Consider the following 22,146-nt stretch of genomic DNA (forward strand, 5'->3'; position numbering starts at 1 on the left):
GTCACTTAAAAGAAGCTCTGGTCAATAAATACAATGTCACCAGGTTCAACGTTGCGGTGCATACTGACCCCTTCCATCGTTTGACCCGTTTTATGCTTGGTTAGGTTAATGCCTTTGCGTGAGGCTCTGTCGGTCAAGCCGCCTGCTAGAGCGATGGCCTTCTCTATGGTTAATCCTGGACGGTACTCAAATCCACCAGGTTTCCTGACTTCGCCATTAACGTAAAACAGACGAAAGTTATTGATGGTGACCATCACTTTTGGATTGATGAGATAATCGCCTTTTAAGCCCGTTTCTATTTCGTACTTGAGTTGTTTTGGTGTTTTTTTGATTGCTTTAATTCGGCCAAGGTAGGGGTAATCAAAGTAGCCATCTGACGTTATTAGAATATTTTTAATCGTAAGATCTTCTTCACCATAGACCTGCACGGAAATGGTATCGCCAGTATCGAGTAAGTAATCTTCCTCGTTTGAGTCAGCGTTGACCAAAGTGCTAAATAGCAACAACGCTACACTCATGAATTTGATGAATGCCTTCATTAATAATCCTTTTTACAGAGAAAACTGTGCGCTTAAAGTCCAAATATTTTGTTCGAAGCTATAATCCGATCGGCTAGAGTTTTTATCTTGGTATTGCCAATCGGCTTGCAGCTGTATCCAACGTTTGATCTGATAATCGATACCAAAAGATAGAGTGTACCGATCGTCGTTTCTGGAGATTCCCGTGTAATCATCTTGTTGATAAACAGCACGTAAGCGAGTTGCAAGGTAACTATTCCAATCGTGCTTCAGGTTCAGTCGGTAACGAGTTTGTAGGTTGTAATCGCCATCTTGATCGGGGTTAACCGCCGCTTGAGTGGTTTTCACGCTGACTAGAGTTTGTTCTTGAGGCAACCATTCAAAGCCGATATCCCAACTAAAGCCTTTAAATGTCTCTCGTTGAGCGCTGTCAAAATCTTTGATTTGATAACCGAGTCGAGCGATGCCTTTGGTTTTTCCTGTGACTTCCCATTCGGCACCGGTGTAATAGAAACTGGTGTTGTTATCTTTCGATGGCTGCGCAGAATTTCGGTGCTGATACTCGGTTACGATTTGGTTTGTTCCGACTAACCAATAGGTTCTTGGCGTCGCTCTTAAATAGAACTCCAAATGTGCATTGGGAGCTCGAAAATCGTTGTATTTAGTTTTCGCGTTTGGGCGCCCAGGCAAGCCGTCACGATAGTTTTGATAGGTTTTATCACTATAGCCTAAACCGAATTCGAGTCTGCCTTTGGCACCGTTAGATCCAAAGACATAATTGGTTTTTACATCGTTACGGTTGAACTCTATTGGTGAGTCGATTGCGCTACCATTACCTTCGGTAATATCTTCTCCTCGAACTTCATGCTGGGCGCGAAAACGGTAATCAACCACTAAACGATGACGATGATTAAATTCGAAAAAGTTGGAAAACTGAAAAGTGTGGTCGTCGAAGTCGTTGCGATCGTCAGATGAAAAGCCCGCTTTTAACTTATATAAAATATCTGCGCGATAGCGATTCCGTTCTATACGTGCTAGTAAGCTTGGTTCTATACCCCAAATATTGACCGATTCTACATTGCCGGATTTTTCCGCTTTATTGATGTTGTCATCTCCCTCGTAGAAAGTTTTTACGAGGGGAATCAACTCTATACCAGACTCGGTTTGGTAAGCCATCGGTTCTGCGAGCAAGTCAGTAGAAAACAGACTCAATGCTATTGCCATTGTCAGTTTCTTCATAATCTCAACCTTAGTAAGCGTTAGCACCAGTGAAGCCTTTGAAAACGGTCATAAAGATGATTTTGATGTCCATCCAAACCGACCAGTGGTGGATGTAATCCAAATCAAATTCGACTCTCTTTTCCATTTTTTCTAAGGTGTCGGTTTCGCCGCGATAACCATTAATCTGCGCCCAGCCAGTAATGCCTGGTTTTACTTTGTGACGTAGCATGTAGCGATCCACGATCTGACGGTATTCTTCATTGTGTGCCACGGCATGAGGGCGTGGGCCGACAATAGACATGGTCCCTTGCAGTACATTGATAAATTGAGGTAGTTCGTCCAAAGAGGTGCGACGTAGAAATCCGCCAAAAGGCGTAATACGAGGATCGTTCTTTGTCGCCTGTTTCACGTTGGAACCTTGATCCATGGTTGTCATTGAACGGAACTTCCAGACTTCAATCTTGCGTCCATCAAGACCGTAACGATGTTGTTTAAAGATGACAGGGCCTTTAGAAGTTGCCTTAATGCCAATCGCAATGACGAATAGAATAGGGGCGATTAAGACCAAAATAATGCTCGAAAACAAGATGTCTTCAAACCGTTTTACCCAAGAATAAATTCCAGCAAAAGGTGTATCAAAGACACTTAGTGTTTGAACTTGGCCGATCTGCGCCCAACGAGAATGTAAAAGGTTATAAGTGAAGAAGTCGGGAATCAGATACGTATTTGCGGTGGTATCTGAGAATTGGTTAAGAAGTGACGCAATGCGCTCTTTTGCGTGCATTGGCATCGCGATATAGACGTAATCTACTTCCCCTTTTTTAGCTCGCTCAAGGGCGTGGTCAACAGCTCCTTTAATAGGATAATCAGAATTTGGCAATCTGTCGGAAGATCGTTCGTCGTAAAAGCCATCAAAAAGCACGCCGTGTTCTGTGTGGTTTTGAATTTCGTTAGCTAGGGTAATGCCGTGAGGAGTTTGGCCGATGATGATCGCAGTGCGAGTGTTGAATCCTTTTTTTCTCAAATAGGCTAATCCGGTACGGAATGTTACTCGCCATGCCAAAAGCAGAGCGGGCGTAATCGCAAACCACAGCGCTAAAATTGTGTTATCAAATAAGGTATGGACTTCAGAAAAATACAGCACAGTAAAGATAAGTGCAGAAGTCACCGCCCAAGCAACACAGACAATAAACATCTGCTCTTTAAACGAACTGGTTCGCCAAGAGCGATACAGATTGCCGCTTTCTGCCATAAATAGAAAAGAGATGCCTCCAACGAAAGCTAATATGACGTAATCTTTCCCCATCGCTGTATTCATGTCTTTGAACACTAAAAGCAGCATAAAAGAGACAATGACAGCAAGATCTGAGATGCGATATAAAAAAGCGAACTCCACCTCATGAGAGCGGATAAGTCCTTTTTGTTTCATGACTCAGTTTCCCTTCTGACACGCTACCGCCCTTGGGTGTCTTCCCCAATTGCCGTGTCGTGAACGTTATTAGTAGTTAGTGCACAGAGCATTCTGTGGAATGCTGCTGAGTTTTTTGTCACGTGTAATTTCGTTGATAAGTGTAAAAATTTGCGTTGTTGAGGTAAGTGGAAATAAGAATGATATTTAGCCCTTTGGCTAAGTTTGGCGGGTTAGGAAAAAGCTGGTACTTACTTATGAGGAATGAGGAAAAGTATTAAAAATGAAGTATCAGTACAAAGACAATGGTTTATGTGAGGGTAGAAGAAACGGGTGATTTGATTCGTTAACGATTAATGATTTAGTATCGAATTGCTGATATTTATTAAGATAAAAAAATCCCTCTCAAGTGAGAGGGATTTTTTTGAGTAAGGACGAATGAACTATTCGACTTCTACGCCGTTTTCTTTGTATAGGCGGCGGCATGCGCGACCATCACTGTGGAACAGGTGACAACGATGAGCTGGAATACCGATCTCGATTTTATCGCCAGTGTCGACTGCAAGCGTGTCAGGCTGACGGAAAATAACGTCGGCGTCCGCCCCTTCTAGATTTAGGTATACTTGAGTTTCGTTACCTAGCTTCTCAACAATCATCACTTCACCGTGAATACTTGCATCAGCTTCAGAAGCGGATAATAGGTGCTCAGGGCGAATGCCTAAAGACATTCGGTCACCGCGGTTAACGGTTGTACCATCCACCGGAATCCAGAAAGATACGCCGTTAGATAGTTGAACTTTGACGCGCTCTGCTTCTACTTCATCAATGAATACGCTCATGAAGTTCATTTTCGGAGAACCGATAAAGCCAGCTACAAAGCGGTTTTGTGGGTAATGGTAAAGCTCAAGCGGCTTACCAACTTGCGATACATAACCGCCGTCTAATACAACGATTTTATCTGCCATTGTCATCGCTTCTACCTGATCGTGCGTTACGTAGATCATGGTACAACCAAGTTGGCGCTGAAGTTTCGTGATTTGTGCACGCATGTTTACACGCAGTGCCGCATCCAAGTTTGATAGTGGCTCGTCTAGAAGGAATACATTTGGCTGCGATACCAATGTTCGGCCAATCGCCACACGTTGACGCTGTCCACCAGAAAGTGCTTTTGGTTGGCGCTCAAGCAAGTGGCCTAGTTGTAGGATTTCTGCTGCTTGTTCAACACGCTTGTCGATTTCTGCTTTGTCTGCTTTTGCTAGTTTCAAGCCAAATGACATGTTGTCATATAAGTTAAGGTGCGGGTAAAGAGCGTAAGACTGGAATACCATACCAACACCACGTTTGGATGGTTCGACGTCATTCATGCGCTGGTCACCAATATACAAATCACCTGAAGTAATGTCTTCAAGACCGGCAATACAACGTAAAAGGGTAGATTTACCACAACCTGATGGACCTACGAAAACAACAAATTCACCTTCGTTGATTGTTAGGTCTACGTTCTTAGAAATCAGTACGTCGCCATACGCTTTACAAACATTTTTTAACGTGACACTCGCCATGTAGCTCGTCCTCGATCAATTTTTTATTATTCACCGCTCATCATTATATGAATTATCTAGCGAGCAGTAACAGTAGGAATCGGTAAGTTCTTGCGGTTGGTAAGAAAAGTAGGGTAGCACTTCAATAAAATGTCCTGAATAGAAGTGCTACCCATCATAGCCAAGTACGAGTTTCTCTCCCCCACATTATTCGTATTGTCTCCCCCGTGAAATAATTACCACAAACAACACTAATAATGACATTCCACTCGTCTGGCAATGCAAAACCAGCAAATCTTTTTCCTAATACGTAGGCACTGCTGGAAAAGGGTTCTTACCATCCACTCTTGGATGACTGCAGTTTCTAAGATTGTGCGTAGTGCGACATCCTCCTAATAGAAATAATTGTAGGGGGAGTAGAAAGGGAGGAGTAAAAAAGGAGGAGGAAGAAAGCAGTTGGTCGGAAATCACATTATTGCACCACCTAAAGTTGAAACCGATCACAGGAACTATCCATTTTGTGATTTGAGTCTCTTACCCTTGGCGATTTAGATCACGAAAATACGTCATAATTGTAAGGGCGTAGGGATTAGGAGGATGAGACATATTGGATTATTTCAGATGATATATGTCGAAATACGGCTGAACCTCAATGGACTAGCCCTACATCAAAAATATAAAAAGGATACGAACATGAAAAAGTTAAGCGCTGTAGCACTAGGTACTCTTGTTGCTTTGGGTTCTTTTGGTGCTAATGCTGCCATCGAAGAAGGACAACTTACTATCTGGATCAACGGTGATAAAGGCTACAACGGCCTTGCTGAAGTTGGTAAGAAATTTGAAGAAGACACCGGCATTAAAGTGACTGTGGCTCACCCAGATGGCCTTCAAGACAAATTCCCTCAAACTGCAGCGACTGGCGACGGTCCTGATATCGTATTCTGGGCTCACGACCGTTTCGGTGGTTACGCAGAAGCTGGCCTGCTAGCAGAAATTAAACCTTCTAAGAATATTCAAGAAGGTATCGTTGATTTCGCTTGGGATGCAGTACGTTACGACGGCAAATTGATCGGCTATCCAGTTGCGGTTGAGTCTCTATCTCTAATTTACAACAAAGACCTAGTTCCAAACCCACCAAAGTCTTGGGAAGAGGTTGCAGCATTAGATGCAAAACTTAAAAAAGACGGCAAGTCTGCAATCATGTGGAACCTAAAAGAACCGTACTTCACTTGGCCACTAATGGCGGCTGATGGCGGCTACGCGTTTAAATACACTTCTGAAGGTTACGATGTTAAAGACGCAGGTATCGCGAAAGAAGGCGTTAAAGACGCAATGAGCTTCGTAAAAGGCTTAGTTGATAAAGGCGTAATCTCTGCGGATATGGATTACTCAGTGTCTGAGTCTGCGTTCAACCAAGGCAAAACAGCGATGACGATCAACGGTCCATGGTCTTGGGGCAACATTGAGAAGTCTGGCGTTAACTACGGCGTGACTACGCTACCTAAGTTCCAAGGTCAATCTTCTAAGCCATTCGTTGGTGTTCTAACGGCTGGTATCAGCACTGCGTCTCCAAACAAAGATCTAGCAGTTGAGTTCATTGAGAACTACCTACTAACAAACGATGGCCTACGTATGGTTAACAACGATAAGCCTCTAGGTGCGGTAGCACTTAACTCGTTCCAACGTGAGCTAGATTCAGATACTCGTATCGCAGCAACAATGGACAATGCGATGAACGGCGAAATCATGCCAAATATCCCTCAAATGAACGCATTCTGGGGTGCGGCTAAGAACGCAATCATCAACGTAGTTGACGGTCGTCAAACTGTCGATGCAGCTCTTGCAGATGCAGAAAAACAAATGACTAAATAATTAAGTAAGACCTTTTTAAGGAGGAGGCAACTCCTCCTTACTTTTCTATATTTATTCTATATTCGCTAGCAGGTTCCCTATGCAGTCAGTTCAAGGTACAAATGCTATGACAGCACCAGAAGCCAGCCTTCCGAGCAGCAAAAAAGTGTTCATGAAATGGTCACTTTTAGGCACAGTCGGCATCATCAATGGCTACGCAACAATCCTTATGTATTCTCGCGGTGAGATTGCGTTTGCACTACTTACGCTCATTCTTACCGCTTTAGCGTTGTTCATCTTTGGTAGTAAAAAGACGTACGCACACCGTTACATCTACCCTGGTATAGCAGGGATGATCCTTTTCATTCTTTTTCCTTTGGCGTACACCATAGGTTTGGCGTTTACCAACTATAGCGCGAAGAACCAACTCTCTTTTGATCGCGCTCAGAACGTACTTTTGGACCGAACTTACCAAAGTGGTGATAGCTACCCGTTCACTTTGTATAAAACGGAGCAAGGCCATCAACTTGTGGTTGAAAAAGATGGTGAGCTACTTGCAAGCCCGACTTTTCAGCTTGATAACCTTTCAGCATCGGAGTTTGATCTTTCACCAATTGAAGAAGTAACGGGTGAAAAAGAATCAATCAAGGCGATTGTTAAGAACCGCAGTGCGTTGAGCAGTGTCGATTTACATTTGCCAAGTGGTGATGATATCCGCATGAGTGGGCTGCGCAAATTTGCTGCAGTTGTGCCTTTGTACACATTACAAGAAGATGGTGAAACGCTTTACAACAACCGGACTGAAGAAACGCTACGTCCAAATATGGAAGTAGGTTACTACCAACCTGTCGATGAAAACGGTCAATTTGTTGGTAGCACAGTGTCACCAGGTTTCGTGGTGAACATTGGTACCCACAACTTTGAGCGTGTTTGGAAAGATGATGGTATCAAAGAGCCGTTTATCAGTATCTTTATCTGGACCATTGTTTTCTCTGCGCTAACCGTATTGTTTACGCTTGTTATTGGTCTTGTCCTTGCCAGTGTGGTTCAGTGGGAAGCACTTAAAGGTCGCTCAGTTTACCGTTTGTTGCTAATCCTGCCTTATGCAGTTCCGGCGTTTATTTCTATCTTGATCTTTAAAGGTTTGTTTAACCAAAGCTTTGGTGAGATCAACATGTTGTTGGAAGGCTTGTTCGGCATTAGCCCGGCTTGGTTCTCTGACCCGTTCATGGCGAAAACCATGATCTTAATTGTGAACACTTGGCTTGGTTTCCCTTACATGATGATTTTGTGTATGGGCTTACTAAAAGCGATTCCAGACGATTTATATGAAGCATCAGCAATTGATGGTGCGAACTTTGTCACGAACTTCACACGTATCACACTACCAATGATGTTGAAGCCGTTAACACCATTGTTGATCGCGAGTTTTGCATTTAACTTCAACAACTTCGTACTTATCCAGTTGTTGACTGGCGGTGGTCCAAACATGATTGGTACATCAGAGCCTGCGGGTTACACCGATCTGCTAGTAAGTTACACCTACCGAATCGCATTCGAAGGTGCTGGTGGTCAAGACTTCGGTCTAGCAAGTGCAGTAGCAACGCTTATCTTCCTATTGGTTGGCGCATTGGCACTTATCAACCTACGCGTAACTAAAGTAGCTCAGGACTAAGGAGAAATTACAATGGCAATGGTACAAGGTAAGTCATTAAAGTATCGTGTTTGGGCTACTCATATTGCAATGTGGGCATTCTTGGCACTGATTATTTTCCCTTTACTGATGATCATCGCGATTTCATTCCGTGAAGGTAACTTTGCAACGGGTAGCCTGATCCCAGACAACCCAACACTTGATCACTGGAAATTGGCATTAGGTTTCTCGGTGACTAATCCAGACGGTACAGTTACACCGCCACCATTCCCAGTAATGACATGGCTGTGGAACTCGGTAAAAGTGGGTGGTATTTCTGCAATCCTAATCGTGGCGCTATCAACCACATCGGCTTACGCGTTTGCTCGTATGAAGTTCAAAGGTAAGAACACCATTCTTAAAGCGATGATGATCTTCCAGATGTTCCCTGCGGTGTTGGCACTGGTTGCTCTGTACGCGTTGTTCGACAAACTGGGTCAGTACATTCCTTTCCTTGGTCTGAACACGCATGGCGGTCTGATCTTCGCTTACTTAGGCGGTATCGCACTGCACGTTTGGACCATTAAAGGCTACTTCGAAAGTATTGACTCGTCTCTAGAAGAAGCAGCGGCTCTTGATGGTGCTACACCATGGCAAGCATTCCGTTTGGTATTGCTGCCACTGTCTGTGCCAATCCTAGCGGTAGTCTTCATATTGTCGTTCATCATGGTAATTGGTGAAGTTCCTGTAGCGTCACTACTGCTTTCTGATGTAGACTCGTACACACTTGCAGTGGGTATGCAGCAATACCTATATCCACAAAACTACTTGTGGGGTGACTTTGCCGCAGCTGCTGTACTTTCAGCAGTGCCAATCACTGCCGTATTCTTACTTGCGCAGCGCTGGTTGGTTGGTGGTCTAACCGCTGGTGGTGTGAAAGGATAATCTCTTGTGGTCTGAGATTGATAAGAATAACTAGAAAAGGGCGACCACATGGTCGCCCTTATACTTAGCACGGATATTACACTTTTGGTTTGGCCGCCGATCAGTAATATCTTGGCTTTTATTGGCGTTACGCATAGCTGGCTGTTAGCTTAGTTCCTTACGATTCAATCACTAACAGTTTTTGTAACCATAACCTGAGTTTAGACTCAGGTTTTTTTATGCCTGTTAAAGGCAATTTTGCAATAAGTAGACAGAGACTAGCGGCTTTGCAATGGATTACACAGGGCTTGAATAATGCCCTGCGTAGCACTTCACATAAATAACTAGAGCTTAGTAAAAAGCTAAATTGAGGTAGGGAAGGAAGAGATTAAAACTCTCGGCTGGAAGGTGCGCATCCAACGTATTGAAGCAGCGTGTACAAACTTTCTTGCTGCAGTGCGACGCGACGAAATAGATTAGCAAAGGTAACGTCACCGCCAAAGCAAGTTTGAATGTAATGATTAATTTCTGTTTCGTTATACCCCTCGACGTACATGGTTCTCACCCACTGGTACTCGACCGCTTTTAAATTGGTCAACGTCTCTTCACTTAAGGTCGTTTCTTTTAGTCTCAAGATCCAAACTCTATCCAACTCTAAAATAATGGATGGATTTAAGCAAAGCTAGGTGAAGGATTTATGACAGAGAAGGGCGAGCGTGAAACAAATGGCAAAACCATGATGTTGCTCCACACTCTGGGTCTAGGTAACGTTGAGGTACTTAATAGCGTTCTTAACGGATGCCAGTTACTTGAGATATTTAACGTGTGCTTCCATTTCTTCCCCAATCTCTTTACGCATGTTCATAAGACGGATAGCGGATTGCTCTAAGGCTTTGTCTTCATCTGACTCTGGAATCCATTTCGGTACATCGGTTGGTTTTCCGTTTTCATCTACAGCAACCATGATAACGATACAGTGAGTGGTGAGTCTGTTTTTCATTTGCTTTGGATCACTAGCTTGCACGTCAATCGCAATGTGCATTGAGCTTCGTCCGGTATAAATGACTTTCGCGCTAACTTCGACTAAGTTGCCGACATGAATCGGCGCAACAAACCGAATGCCGCCAGCATATGCGGTAATGCAATATTTACCACTCCACGCTGCAGAGCAGGCGTACGCTGCCAAGTCGATCCATTTCATTACGGCGCCGCCGTGCACTTTTCCGCCAAAATTTACATCGCTGGGTTCTGCTAAAAAGCGAAGGGTAATGTCTCTTTGACCACTGCTCATCTGTCTTTCCTTGATGGGTTATTGTTTTCCCAATTTAGCAGCAAGATGAATTTTCGGGAATAGCGAATGAAACAAAATATTAACTTTTATTCGAACGCTGGAAGTGACAAGCCACAGCGTAGTTCTGTGGCTTGGGGTGTAGATGTTAATTGGCGGTAGAGGCAATCTCAGAATTGGACAATGGTTTTCTCTGTCTTACTTTTATTTGCGACAAGATAACGCCAGAGATGACTAACAACCCACCAATAATGTGGTAAGCGTAAATTTTCTCACCAATTAGTGTTGAAGCAAGTATGACGGAAACCACAGGCATTAGGTTCATGAACATAGCACTTGAATCAGCACCAATTGAATCAATCGCTTTGACCCACATCAGCGGCGCGAAAATGGAAGCAGCAATACCAGCATAAGCGATTAATGGTAGCGCGTCTTGGCTTGGTAACAGTTGCTCACTAGAGAGCCAAAGTGGTGTGAGCATCAAAACAGAAAAGAAGCCCTGCATGTAAACCAGAGTCAAACTACTGAATGGCATTTTCCAGCGTTTTAGCAGAACACAATAAGCCGCGTATACCATGGCAGCAACGAGCATTAAGCTGTCACCTTGCGTTAAGTCTTGATGTAAAAAGTAAGTGATATCACCGTGACCAAGCATAAATGCCAAGCCGCCGAGCGAAATGACACCACCGACGATACTTAACATTGATATAGATTTACCGAGCAATGGGACACTTAAAAACACACTGATCAAAGGAACTAAAGAGGTGATCAGGGCCATATTAGAGGCCGTTGTTGTTAAACCGGCATAGTATCCAAGTGACTGGTTGAGAACCATACCAAGTAACGCAAGAAACGCCAACTTAGCTAAGTAAGGTCGAATAATGTGTCGTTGTTTGATGATTGCAGGCAGGCAAAATGGCGTTAGGAGTACCATTGCGACAAACCAACGGTAGAAACTCATCGCACTTGGTTCAATGGCGCTCGCAGCCATCTTGTTCACAATTGAGTTACCACCCCAAATCATAACGGTGAAAAACGGAAGTAAATAAATCATGAGAACCCTATAGCACAATTATTGATGGCGCTAGTCTGGCAGGTCTTTATAATAAAAAGTATCTCTTAAAAGACATCGTAAGCGATAGGAAGACAATTTTGAAAAAGAGCGCCAGAAATCTTCACCCCTCCTTATCAATCGATCGTGCGCCATCAGATGTATTTATGAATTTCGAAGCGTTTCTCTCTAATACAGAAACACGAATTCATAGCCACCCTTGGGGGCAAGTGCAACTGATCAGCGGTGGGATTCTGGAGATGGATGCAGAAGACACAAGATTTCTAGCACCTCCACATCTTGCTATTTGGGTTCCCGCCGGAATTCGTCACACTAGCTACAACCGTAAGCCAATCGAATATTGTTCTTTGAATATTGCCCCTGAATTGACGGCGCATTTTCCAACCAAAACCAGTTTAATCAAAGTCACCCCCATCGTTTCTGCCATCATTGAGGACTTTCGTCAGCGTGACATTAACGTCGCGCAGAGCGATGAAGACAAACGCTTGGTGCGAGTGTTGTTGGATCAACTGGCGAAACAAGAAGTGGAACATCACTTTTTACCGACAACCGACAACAAATATCTTCAGCCAATCTTAAAAGCGGTAGAAGAATCGCCAACCGATGAAATCAGCTTGGCGGAGTGGGCAGCAAAAGTGCATACCACAGAACGCACGTTAGCGAGACATTGCCAGAGTGAGTTAGGAATGAGCTTTACTGAGTGGCGCTTACGTGTGCGATATTTACATTCTATGGAGTTGCTGCGTAAAGGGCAGACCGTAAAAGAAGTCGCTCTGACGTTAGGTTATAACCAAGCTAGCCCTTTTATCGCGATGTTCAAGAAATACTCCGGCATGACACCGGAGCAATACAAGAATCGATTGTTATAGCTGAGCGATTATGTAATTCAAACCACCCACCACGGCTGCAACCTGTGCATCGTTACATTCTTCGTCGGTCACCGTTGGGCTGTCTGGGTACACTTCCGTTGTCGTGCCGTAAACGCAATTTGTTACGCCGCCACACAGGCCCAGTTTTACCATTGGGTAGTTGATAACGCCAAACTGTACGACGGGTGAACCAATGATTTCGCCGTTTTCATCTGCTGGTGCAATGTGAGTCACTTTTGCAACTGACTCAATGACCGCTTTTTGGAAGTCAGGCTGAGGGTTTTCACTATCTCCCACCGTGTAAAAGCCATCTGGGATCATACCTTCAATGTACTCAATACCATCACGAGCAGCTAAGGCTGGACGGAACTCAGTTTCGTCAGAATCTGTCGTTTCATGTAGATCAATGTGCATTAACACATCGCCTAAAGTTGCAACTAGCTTTATGAGGTTAGCGGACTCTTCGGCAGGGCTATCCTTATAGAAAGAGCGGTTTGGATCAATCGCGTTTGGATTCCAGCGGTTGATCACCTCGTAACCCCAAGGGCTTACGCAGGGTGCAACGACAATATTGAAATGCTCTGCATAGCGCTCTGCTTCTGTTTCTACAAACTTTAATGCGCCATGTACACCGCTGGTTTCGTAACCGTGCACGCCGCCTGTGACCAACACAACAGGTTTAGTTGAATCCCAATTGCGTGTTTTGATACAAAACAGAGGGAAGCGTGCCTCGTTGTATGAGAGCGCACCATATTGTTCAACATCAAAACGCTCGCGTAGGGCATCGATTTTACTGACGACTTCATCTTGGTAGCTACGTTTTACTTCTTGCGTTGCTAACCAAGCTTTACGTTCTTCTTCGTTCCAAGGTTGGCCAGGAGTACCAATCGGGTAAATGTATCCACTTTTCATCTATACTTTTTCTTTTGACTGCTGAAAGGTATCACAAGACTAGACCTGTCTTATCTTTACGGCAATATAAAACACCATTTGGGGTGGTATTCTTTGCAAAATCATCACTTTGATGAGTGATTCATTGGTGTTACATTTTGTTACTTACTCAATTTAATATAAGAGACAAAAAATGGCTGGAGCAAGTTTACTCACACTGTTGGACGATATTGCCACGGTGCTTGATGATGTCGCCTTAATGTCAAAAATGGCGGCAAAGAAAACCGCAGGTGTGTTGGGAGATGATCTAGCGTTAAACGCTCAACAAGTGTCTGGTGTTGCATCTGAGCGAGAGATTCCAGTGGTTTGGGCGGTTGCAAAAGGCTCATTCAAAAATAAATTGATTTTAGTTCCTTCAGCTTTACTTATTAGCGCGATTATTCCATGGCTTATCATGCCATTATTGCTAATTGGCGGCTTATTTCTCTGCTTTGAAGGGGCAGAGAAAGTACTTGAGAAAGTGTTTCCTCACTCGCATCCGCACGAAGAAAAAGAGGAGCTAGTTAATACTGGCGAGTCGATAGAGGAGTATGAAAAGCGTAAAGTTTCTGGTGCGATTCGAACAGACTTTATCCTTTCAGCAGAGATCATCGTGATTGCGTTAGGTACCGTGACAGGAGCTAGTCTTGTTACGCAAATTTTAGTTGTCAGTTTAATTGCAGTGATTATGACGGTTGGAGTTTATGGACTAGTCGCTGGGATTGTGAAGCTAGATGATTTAGGCCTTTACCTTGAAAGTCGCTCAAACGGTAAAGGTTGGGTGGCGAAAGTCGGAGGGGCCTTGGTCGCTTTTGCACCAAAGTTGATGAAGTTGTTAACTATTGTAGGAACTGCTGCGATGTTTTTGGTGGGTGGAGGAATTGTGGTGCACAACGTGCCAGCCATTCATCACTTTGTAGAGCCGATTATTATGAACTTTAGTGGTCATTCGGTTGCTACAGCCATTTTGCCTATTTTACTGAACGGTATTATCGGCTTTGTGGCGGGGTTGGTTGTGGTTGCGGTATGGACGATGGTTGAAAAGCTTCGTGGTCAATAATCACATCTAAAACATGAGACGATAATAACAAGGGTCATGACTTCTTTTTACAAAAAGCATGACCCTGTTTTATAGGTGAAACGTCAGTAAAGTACTTACTTCACTTTCCACTCGATCTGTTCATTTGCTCGAATAGGCACAACGATATCATTGCCAAATGGCATCGTTTCTGGCACATCCCAAGCGGATTTTTCTAACGTTACCGTATCTGTGTTACGTGCAATGCCGTAAAAATCAGGACCGTTGAAGCTTGCGAAAGCTTCCAAGTTTTCCAACTTGCCTTCTTTTTCGAAGACTTCTGCATAAAGCTCTAGCGCTGCGTGTGCAGTGTAAGAACCAGCACAACCGCAAGCCGATTCTTTTGCCCCTTTCGCATGTGGCGCCGAGTCTGTACCTAGGAAAAACTTCTTGCTACCACTAGTTGCTGCTTCGATCAGCGCTTGCTGGTGGGTTCCGCGCTTAAGAATTGGCAAACAGTAGAAATGAGGTTTAATACCACCCACAAGCATGTGGTTACGGTTGAAAAGAAGATGGTGGGCAGTGATGGTAGCCGCTACGTTGTCTGAGGCGTTGTTAACGAAGTTTGCTGCGTCGGCGGTGGTGATATGTTCTAGAACGATTTTAAGATTAGGGAAGTCATTGACGATAGGAGCGAGGACAGTATCAAGGAATTCTTTCTCTCGGTCGAAGATATCAACATCGTGATGTGTTACTTCCCCATGAACCAAAAGTAACATTCCTACTTCTTCCATCGTTTCGAGAACGTGGTAAATGTTCTTCGCATTGGTCACACCGGAATCTGAGTTTGTGGTAGCGCCTGCAGGATAGAGCTTGGCAGCAACAATGTGTCCGGTTGCTTTAGCCTTACGTATTTCGTCTGGTGTCGTGTTATCTGTAAGGTAAAGCGCCATTAAAGGCTCAAACTGTTCGCCATGTTGCTCTTTGAGAATTCGGTCACGGTAGGCTAGGGCGAGCTCAGTTGTAGTAACAGGTGGGACGGTATTTGGCATAATCAGCGCACGGCCATTGTAGCGGCTGATGTCGCGAACGGTGTCTTTAAGAACTTCCCCATCGCGTAAGTGAACGTGCCAGTCGTCAGGACGAGTGATAGTCAGTGTTGTCATTAATTGCTCCCACCATTGAAAAGTTGTCTGATTGGAGCCTAAGCGCCGTATTTGCTTTTGAGCAAACGCTTGCGCTTAGGCGACAGGATGATAGAGGAATTGCCCTCATATTTCATCTCATTTTTCAATTTTATAAAGAGTGAGAGTGTAAGTGGTTACTTCATTGTTAACCAAAGCGCGTGGATCGTACCTGGTAGAAAGAAGAAACACGTCAATATTAGATTAATCAAAAAGTCTTTATTTAGACCTTTCTCCATAAACACCGCGACAGGCGGAAGAAAGATACATAACAAAATCAGAACCAGTTTTCTTGTATCCATAATTAAGCTCCAAATCGATAAATGGGAGTAGTGATAACTTGGGTGAATTATGTGTGTCGTATCACACTTTATCAAACGGTATTTGGTCAGAACGGTGTTAAAAAACGCGAATATTGAGTGTAGTAAATACTTGTCACTAAAACCAAATTTATAAGAATATGGTTTCGAGAAAGTTGAAATGGATGAAGAGGCAGCAGACTCTGCAACTTAATGTGATTTGAGTATACAATACCGCAACAAATAAAAAACACCCGTAGGAAGAAGGCTATGTCGCAACCCGTTTTATCCCAAATTAATGTTTTTCCGGTTAAGTCAGTTGGCGGATTATCGCTGTCGTCCGTATGGGTTGAGAAGCAAGGATTGAGCTTCGATCGTCGCTTTATGATTGCGAAAGCTGATGGCTCGATGATCACTGCGCGAAAGTATCCGCAAATGGTAACCATTAAGTCTGCCTTATTGTCCGATGGAGTGGTGTTTAGTAGTTTGGGTATGGAGCCACTTAAAATCCGTTACCAAGATTTCAAAATGCAGGAGACACCTGCAACGGTTTGGAAAGATACGTTTACTGCCTATACCACGACAGATGATGCAGATGACTGGTTTAGTCGTGTGTTGGGGCAGCGCGTTGAGTTGTTGTTTAGTGGTGAGCAATCGAATCGTGTCCGTGAAAAGCTAGGTCAAAACGTCAGTTTTGCTGATGGTTATCCGGTTTTAGTGATCAGCCAAGCTTCACTTGATGAGCTGAACCGAAGAAGTTCAGAGCTACACTCAATGGATCAGTTTCGTACTAACTTAGTTGTCTCTGATACTAAGCCATTTGAAGAAGATTCATGGAAGCGCATACGAATCGGTGAGGTAGAGTTTGAGTCTCTCAAACCTTGCGAGCGCTGTATCCTGACTACGGTGAATACCCAAAGAGGCACATTCCGTGAGAGCAAAGAGCCGCTCAAAACCTTGCAACAGTTCCGTGCAAACGATGTCGGTGGTGTGTTCTTTGGCCAGAATCTTGTCGCGCGAAATGAAGGCATTATTCGTCAAGGCGATAAAGTTGAAGTATTGGAGTACAAAGAGCCGGAGTTTTACGCAGATAACTCGCCAGTGCGCATGAAGCTTACATGTGTTGAGCGTGAAGAAATTGCCCAAGACTTTGTGACCTTATGGTTAGAGCCAAACAAAGGTTCGTTGCCTAATTACTTGCCGGGACAACACCTGCCAATAGAGGTGAATATTGATGGTAAGAAAGTGGGTCGACGCTATACCTTATCATCCAGTCCTTCTCGCCCGGGTCGTTATGCTATTTCTGTAAAGCGTATCGCGGGTGGAAGAGTCTCTAACTCACTCTTAGACAACTTACAAGTCGGTGATGTTTTAGAGGCAGAACAACCTGACGGTCAGTTCCACCTTAAAACGCATGAAGCGCAGCCTCTATTGTTACTCTCTGCGGGTAGTGGAGTAACACCAATGCTATCGATGGTACGTTACTTAGCGGATCATAATCAGTTGGAGAACGTGGTTTTCTACCATCAATGTCGGACCGAAAATGATATTCCTTGTCGCTCAGAGTTGGATCAGTTAAAGCGTGAGCACCCGGGGTTAGAAGTGAAAATCTGCTTGACGCAGCCTGCCGTTGATTGGTTTGGGTTAAAAGGGCGTTTAAGTTTGTCACACATTAAGCAAATCAAAGATGTTGAACAGCGCCAAGTGTTTGTGTGTGGTCCTGATGGTTTTATGGAGAAAGCGAAAAATCTCCTGCTAAGAAAAGGGCTGCCAGAAGAAAACTACCATCAAGAAGCGTTTGGCGTATCTTCAGTCACTTCAAGACCAGAGAAGAGCATAGCGATCGATTTCAATGGGACGAAAGTTGTAGGGAATAATCAGAAAACGTTGTTAGATCAGCTTGAAGACGCAGGGAAGGTTGTTAGCAATAGCTGTCGTGCTGGCTTATGCGGCGCGTGTAAGGTTCAGCTTACGTCGGGTCAAGTACATCATCCGGACGTGCCTGCGTTGACAGATGAGGAACGTGCAATGGGAACCGTATTGGCGTGTTGTGCTGTGCCAGAGACGGACGTAACAGTAACCAACTAGGCGAGAGCAATTTTGTCCTTCGACAAAAACTGTTCCTAGACAAAAAAACGCTGCTATTTTTAGCAGCGTTTTGAGTTTTAAAGAGAGCTGAAAATATCGCTTAGTCGTAAATTGTCGGGATTGGCTGGCGTTTGTGCTGCGTTGCTTTGTAAATCGCTACCAGACGGTCACTCACTTGCTGTGGAACAGGTTTGCCCTCTAAGAAGTCGTCGATTTGCTCGTAAGTTAGGCTTAGGGCATCTTCATCTGCTTTTTGTGGAGCAAGCTCTTCTAAGTCTGCTGTTGGCACTTTCTTCACTAGTTGCTCAGGTGCACCCAATGTAGCAGCCACTTCACGAACTTGGCGCTTACTTAATCCGAACAATGGTGCCATGTCACAAGCGCCATCACCAAATTTAGTGTAGAAACCAGTGATGTTTTCTGCTGAGTGATCAGTACCAAGAACAAGGCCGCCTACGTAGCCCGCGATCTCGTATTGAGCAACCATGCGAGCACGCGCTTTTACATTGCCTTTTACGAAGTCGACTTTTGCTGCATCAGTTGGTAGAAGGTCTGTGCCTTCTAATGCAACGTGAGAAGCCGAATGAAGCCCGTCAACACCTGCTTTGATGTTCACCGATACAGAATGGGTTGGCTGGATAAAAGACAGAGCGAGCTGAGCCTCATCTTCATCTTTTTGCTCCCCGTAAGGCAGGCGAACTGCGATAAATTGGTAGCTGTTGTTACCCGCTTCTTCGTTCAGCTGGTCTACAGCCAACTGAGCTAAACGACCACATGTCGTTGAGTCAACGCCACCGCTGATGCCAAGAACAAGAGACTTACAGCCCGCTTCTTGCAATTTACGCTTAATAAAAGCGACACGGCGTTCAATTTCAAAATGCGGATCAATTGAAGGGAGTACGCGCATTTCGTCACGGATGGATTGTTCCATTTAGGGTTCCTTTTCCTGCAAATATTTCAGACTCTAAAGCGCATTTGCTCAAATGGTGATAAACCATACAGTTGAGGCTCATTAAACGCGACTTTAGGGTCAAAAGCTGTAAAGATTAGTAGTATCATACCGAAATCATCAGATTAGAAAACTCTCTTCAACCAGGTAATCACCGGATATGAAAAAAATCGCCATTTTTGGTAGTGCATTTAACCCACCTAGTTTAGGGCATAAAAGTGTTATTGAGTCTTTGAGCCACTTTGATCTTGTGCTACTTGAGCCAAGCATTGCACACGCTTGGGGCAAGAACATGCTTGATTACCCAACTCGGTGCAAAATGGTTGATGTGTTCATCAAGGATATGGGGCTTTCTAATGTTCAGCGTTCTGATGCAGAGCAAGCTTTATACCAACCTGGACAAAGTGTGACGACCTATGCGTTGTTAGAAAAAATTCAAGAAATCTACCCAACTGCCGATATAACTTTTGTCATTGGTCCTGATAATTTCTTCAAATTTGCTAAATTTAGTAGAGCTGAAGAGATTACGGAACGTTGGACTGTTATGGCATGTCCTGAAAAAGTAAAAGTCAGAAGCACGGATATTCGCAAAGCATTGGCCGAGGGTGAAGAGATCGGCGCCTATACAACACCTTCCGTACGTGATTTATTACTTAGTAAAGGCTTATACAGAGAAACATTGTCTGGGAACTGAGAGGTCAGATTTTCATGGTCAGAGTCGTTTTATTTAGTGCATGTGCGCTGCTTGTGGTGACACAAGCTCATTCCGCGTGTAACTATTTTTCTGATCGTTCCGTGGTGTTTGAAGATAACACGCTTCCAATCTGTGAAGAAATTTTAGATTCCATCGGCGTGTTAAGTACTGAAGCATTGATTTGGTATGCAGCGGAAGCGAAGCTTGAAGGACCAACAGAAAACTATTGGGAGGAGTGGGCGATTAAGCCGGAAGACACCCCACTTCTAACTCAAAACTTAGAAAAGAATTACTTTGGTCTTGGTTTTTGGATGCCGGAAGAGCTTCGAGACGAAGAGAGTAAAATGGATACAGAAGAGTGGCTTCGTAGTCACGGGTTGATGTTCAGCGTTGGTTTTGGTGATAAATCCGACGGACAGCCAAGAATGCGGTTTGATTATCGTTGGCACGAATATTATGACGCTGACTGGATGATGCAGATAGAGGTACCTTTCTAGACACCTCAAGCAAATGAAAAAAGGGCGTACATTATCAATGTACGCCCTTTTTGTTTTAATCTACTTTCTGTGTCCGTAATTCTACGTAATGCTGAACATGTAGCTTGTTGAAGAGCAAGTTAGAGCGCTTCTCCAAAGACTAAAAAGCAAAGCTGTTCATATTCTTCGGTGTTACCAGCAAAAAGAGAGTCAACAATCTGCTCTTCCTTCTTCCCCGACAGTTTCATTTTTCTTGCTTCACGTAGTGTTAGTACCAAGCAAAGCTCTTTAGAAATATTCATGTCACAGCCAGGAGTCCACTGATTGATGGTTCTTGTTAACGTTGAGTGCGCTAGTTTAGGAGACAGCGTCAATACTTCATGTCTTACTACTGTCAGTAGATCGGTTTGCAGATCCGAGCGTTCGGCAGTTGTTGCTAGCTTCTCGACGAGCGCTTTTAGTAGCGGTGAAGGCTTCACAAAGCCCGCTTGTTGTGAGAAGTCGTCATTTAAACGCACAGAAAAATCACAACGATATACACGAGAATTAGGTAAAAAGGTGAGGGAGCTCAAACATCCTTGAGGAATCCAAAAATATTGGCCTGGTTCAATGGCATACTCCTGCTTACCCAATTTAATGACGGCTAACCCTTCGATGACAGACAATAGACTGTGCTTCAGTGCTTTTTTACGCGCAGCTACATCAAGAAAGGGGTATTTAGCGTCGTGAAATTCAATTGCGTAGTTCATTATGAGTACCAGTGTTTTTTGGCGCTAAGGGTAACGTTAAACCCATACGATTCCAACCAGCTGAGATAATTTTTTAGCATGATAAATGGTGGCTTAACTGGTATGACCATGTTAAAAGTATGGGTTGAAATGCTGCTTGTCAGCAAAACTATGCGTAAAATGTGCCAGCTTTTTTTGATATGTAATGAACAATGACAGCCAATACCGATCCTTATATTGAAATTCGTCCTTACAACGACGAAGAAATTCCAGCAGCGCTGGATCGTCTAATCCAAGATGATGAATTTATCACTGCTATCCTAGAACATCGCTTTGCTAATAAAGCAGCGTGGTTCAAAACGCTAATGAGCCCGATCCTGCGCATCTACCTGAAAGCTAAGTGGAGCAAGCTTGATTCTGTCGAAGCAATTCAGATTGAAGTGAAGAAGTATCTGAAAGATACATTGAATAAGACAACGGATGGCGTCACTTTTTCTGGTTTGGATAAGCTGGATAAAAACACGTCATACCTATTCGTTTCTAACCACCGTGATATTGCGATGGACCCTGCGCTCGTAAACTATGGCTTGTACCAAAGTGGGCACCGTACAGTTCGTATAGCGATTGGCGATAACCTGCTGAAGAAGCCATGTGCGACAGAATTGATGCGACTCAATAAGAGCTTCATCGTTAAGCGCTCTGCTAAAGCGCCTAGAGAAATGATGAAAGCATTGGGACAACTGTCAAGCTATATCAAACATTCGCTTGATACTGGCAATTCAATTTGGATTGCCCAAAAGGAAGGCCGTGCTAAAGATGGAAACGACTTTACTGATCCTGCGATTTTAAAAATGTTCCATGTTGAAGGTCGTAAACAAAAGATCAGCTTTGGTGAGTACACGCGTTCTCTGAAAATCGTTCCTGTCTCGATTGCCTATGAAAATGATCCATGTGACATTGCCAAAGCAAAAGAGCTGTACGAAAAAGCAGAAAATGGCCGCTATGAAAAAGGCGAATTTGAAGATATCGAAAGCATCATTCAAGGTATCGTTGGCTATAAAGGCCGTGTACATGTTGCGTTTGGTGATGTGATTGAGCAAGAGTTTGAAACGCCGGAATCTCTTGCTGGTGAAATCGACCGCCAAATTCACAACAACTACAAGTTGTACCCAATCAACTTGTTAGCTGCTGGGCATGAAGATTCGAGCATCATTACGGAAGCGGTTAAGCGTCATCTCGCGGATAAGTTGGATCAGCTACCTGAAGGAGCAAGACCTTATTTGGTGGCGAGCTATGCTAATCCTGTGAATAACCAAGAGTAACTTTCGTCACTGAACTCGTTGATTCAGAATGCCTTAAAGCCTCGGTCTGCCGGGGCTTTTGTTTTCAGCCCTAAACCACCTACTTCAGTAGGTGGTTATCATCCGTTTCGGCTTTGCCTGTAAAACTACTCAT

Annotated in this window: 21 protein-coding genes; 9 read left to right on the forward strand and 12 right to left on the reverse strand. The window is 44.0% G+C overall.

Annotated elements, in window-relative coordinates; genetic code table 11:
• Positions 1-5: 5 nt before the first annotated feature.
• The 4 genes from R7Q09_RS13400 to malK form a co-directional block, all read right to left on the reverse strand.
• Positions 6-539, reverse strand: coding sequence for a polysaccharide biosynthesis/export family protein (locus R7Q09_RS13400; protein ID WP_005375265.1), 534 nt, complete (start codon positions 537-539; stop codon positions 6-8).
• Between the two features lie 12 nt (positions 540-551).
• Positions 552-1,757, reverse strand: coding sequence for an outer membrane beta-barrel protein (locus tag R7Q09_RS13405; RefSeq protein WP_318071155.1), 1,206 nt, complete (start codon positions 1,755-1,757; stop codon positions 552-554).
• Positions 1,758-1,767: 10 nt separating this feature from the next.
• Entirely contained in the window at positions 1,768-3,168 is a 1,401-nt protein-coding gene (locus R7Q09_RS13410; protein ID WP_169628855.1) for an undecaprenyl-phosphate glucose phosphotransferase, read from the reverse strand.
• A 422-nt stretch (positions 3,169-3,590) separates the two neighbouring features.
• Positions 3,591-4,709: a maltose/maltodextrin ABC transporter ATP-binding protein MalK gene (malK, locus tag R7Q09_RS13415; RefSeq protein WP_005375271.1), complete on the reverse strand. Its 1,119-nt coding sequence runs from the start codon at positions 4,707-4,709 to the stop codon at positions 3,591-3,593.
• Positions 4,710-5,381: 672 nt separating this feature from the next.
• Here malK and malE point away from each other — a divergent pair.
• The 3 genes from malE (at position 5,382) to malG (ending at position 9,117) form a co-directional block, all read left to right on the forward strand.
• A complete protein-coding gene (gene malE, locus R7Q09_RS13420) occupies positions 5,382-6,560 on the forward strand; it encodes a maltose/maltodextrin ABC transporter substrate-binding protein MalE (protein ID WP_005375272.1) in 1,179 nt (392 codons plus the stop codon).
• A gap of 79 nt (positions 6,561-6,639) precedes the next feature.
• Entirely contained in the window at positions 6,640-8,214 is a 1,575-nt protein-coding gene (gene malF, locus R7Q09_RS13425; RefSeq protein WP_005375273.1) for a maltose ABC transporter permease MalF, read from the forward strand.
• A 12-nt stretch (positions 8,215-8,226) separates the two neighbouring features.
• On the forward strand, positions 8,227-9,117 hold the full coding sequence (malG, locus tag R7Q09_RS13430) for a maltose ABC transporter permease MalG (protein ID WP_005375275.1): 891 nt from the start codon (positions 8,227-8,229) through the stop codon (positions 9,115-9,117).
• 367 nt (positions 9,118-9,484) lie between these two features.
• Here the strand turns inward: malG and R7Q09_RS13435 are convergent, their stop codons facing one another.
• The 3 genes from R7Q09_RS13435 to R7Q09_RS13445 all read right to left on the reverse strand — a co-directional run bounded on the left by R7Q09_RS13435 (position 9,485) and on the right by R7Q09_RS13445 (position 11,438).
• Positions 9,485-9,730 (reverse strand): hypothetical protein, encoded by a 246-nt coding sequence (locus R7Q09_RS13435; protein ID WP_005375277.1) that lies wholly within the window; start codon positions 9,728-9,730, stop codon positions 9,485-9,487.
• A 171-nt stretch (positions 9,731-9,901) separates the two neighbouring features.
• Positions 9,902-10,387 (reverse strand): acyl-CoA thioesterase, encoded by a 486-nt coding sequence (locus R7Q09_RS13440; RefSeq protein ID WP_005375279.1) that lies wholly within the window; start codon positions 10,385-10,387, stop codon positions 9,902-9,904.
• A 145-nt stretch (positions 10,388-10,532) separates the two neighbouring features.
• On the reverse strand, positions 10,533-11,438 hold the full coding sequence (locus R7Q09_RS13445) for a DMT family transporter (protein ID WP_017821248.1): 906 nt from the start codon (positions 11,436-11,438) through the stop codon (positions 10,533-10,535).
• Positions 11,439-11,536: 98 nt separating this feature from the next.
• Between R7Q09_RS13445 and R7Q09_RS13450 the strand changes: the two genes are divergently transcribed.
• A complete protein-coding gene (locus R7Q09_RS13450; RefSeq protein ID WP_017447919.1) occupies positions 11,537-12,325 on the forward strand; it encodes an AraC family transcriptional regulator in 789 nt (262 codons plus the stop codon).
• Here the strand turns inward: R7Q09_RS13450 and R7Q09_RS13455 are convergent.
• Positions 12,320-13,237, reverse strand: coding sequence for a M14 family metallocarboxypeptidase (locus tag R7Q09_RS13455; RefSeq protein ID WP_138939647.1), 918 nt, complete (start codon positions 13,235-13,237; stop codon positions 12,320-12,322). The two genes, R7Q09_RS13450 and R7Q09_RS13455, sit on opposite strands and share 6 nt — an antisense overlap.
• Positions 13,238-13,409: 172 nt before the next feature.
• On the opposite strand from R7Q09_RS13455, the gene R7Q09_RS13460 reads away from it, so the two are divergent.
• On the forward strand, positions 13,410-14,315 hold the full coding sequence (locus tag R7Q09_RS13460) for a DUF808 domain-containing protein (RefSeq protein ID WP_017821242.1): 906 nt from the start codon (positions 13,410-13,412) through the stop codon (positions 14,313-14,315).
• A 95-nt stretch (positions 14,316-14,410) separates the two neighbouring features.
• Here R7Q09_RS13460 and pyrC read toward each other — a convergent pair whose 3' ends face one another.
• On the reverse strand, positions 14,411-15,439 hold the full coding sequence (gene pyrC / locus R7Q09_RS13465; protein WP_138939645.1) for a dihydroorotase: 1,029 nt from the start codon (positions 15,437-15,439) through the stop codon (positions 14,411-14,413).
• A gap of 155 nt (positions 15,440-15,594) precedes the next feature.
• Entirely contained in the window at positions 15,595-15,759 is a 165-nt protein-coding gene (locus R7Q09_RS13470) for a YqaE/Pmp3 family membrane protein (protein WP_005375297.1), read from the reverse strand.
• Between the two features lie 267 nt (positions 15,760-16,026).
• Between R7Q09_RS13470 and R7Q09_RS13475 the strand changes: the two genes are divergently transcribed.
• Complete coding sequence (locus R7Q09_RS13475) at positions 16,027-17,844, forward strand: hybrid-cluster NAD(P)-dependent oxidoreductase (protein WP_318071154.1); 1,818 nt, start codon at positions 16,027-16,029, stop codon at positions 17,842-17,844.
• A gap of 100 nt (positions 17,845-17,944) precedes the next feature.
• On the opposite strand, the gene nadE is transcribed toward R7Q09_RS13475, so the two are convergent.
• Positions 17,945-18,775: an ammonia-dependent NAD(+) synthetase gene (nadE, locus tag R7Q09_RS13480; RefSeq protein WP_005375299.1), complete on the reverse strand. Its 831-nt coding sequence runs from the start codon at positions 18,773-18,775 to the stop codon at positions 17,945-17,947.
• Between the two features lie 178 nt (positions 18,776-18,953).
• Between nadE and R7Q09_RS13485 the strand changes: the two genes are divergently transcribed.
• Both R7Q09_RS13485 and R7Q09_RS13490 read left to right on the forward strand, forming a co-directional pair.
• Positions 18,954-19,487 carry a nicotinate-nicotinamide nucleotide adenylyltransferase gene (locus tag R7Q09_RS13485; RefSeq protein WP_065275432.1) on the forward strand — a complete coding sequence of 178 codons (534 nt, stop codon included), beginning with the start codon at positions 18,954-18,956 and terminating at the stop codon, positions 19,485-19,487.
• A 14-nt stretch (positions 19,488-19,501) separates the two neighbouring features.
• Positions 19,502-19,984: a hypothetical protein gene (locus R7Q09_RS13490; RefSeq protein ID WP_017635276.1), complete on the forward strand. Its 483-nt coding sequence runs from the start codon at positions 19,502-19,504 to the stop codon at positions 19,982-19,984.
• 119 nt (positions 19,985-20,103) lie between these two features.
• On the opposite strand, the gene R7Q09_RS13495 is transcribed toward R7Q09_RS13490, so the two are convergent.
• Complete coding sequence (locus R7Q09_RS13495; RefSeq protein WP_005375302.1) at positions 20,104-20,712, reverse strand: hypothetical protein; 609 nt, start codon at positions 20,710-20,712, stop codon at positions 20,104-20,106.
• 191 nt (positions 20,713-20,903) lie between these two features.
• On the opposite strand from R7Q09_RS13495, the gene R7Q09_RS13500 reads away from it, so the two are divergent.
• Entirely contained in the window at positions 20,904-22,013 is a 1,110-nt protein-coding gene (locus tag R7Q09_RS13500) for a 1-acyl-sn-glycerol-3-phosphate acyltransferase (protein WP_005385027.1), read from the forward strand.
• Positions 22,014-22,146: the final 133 nt, after the last annotated feature.

The sequence above is a fragment of the Vibrio sp. 2130-1 genome (genome assembly GCF_033339515.1).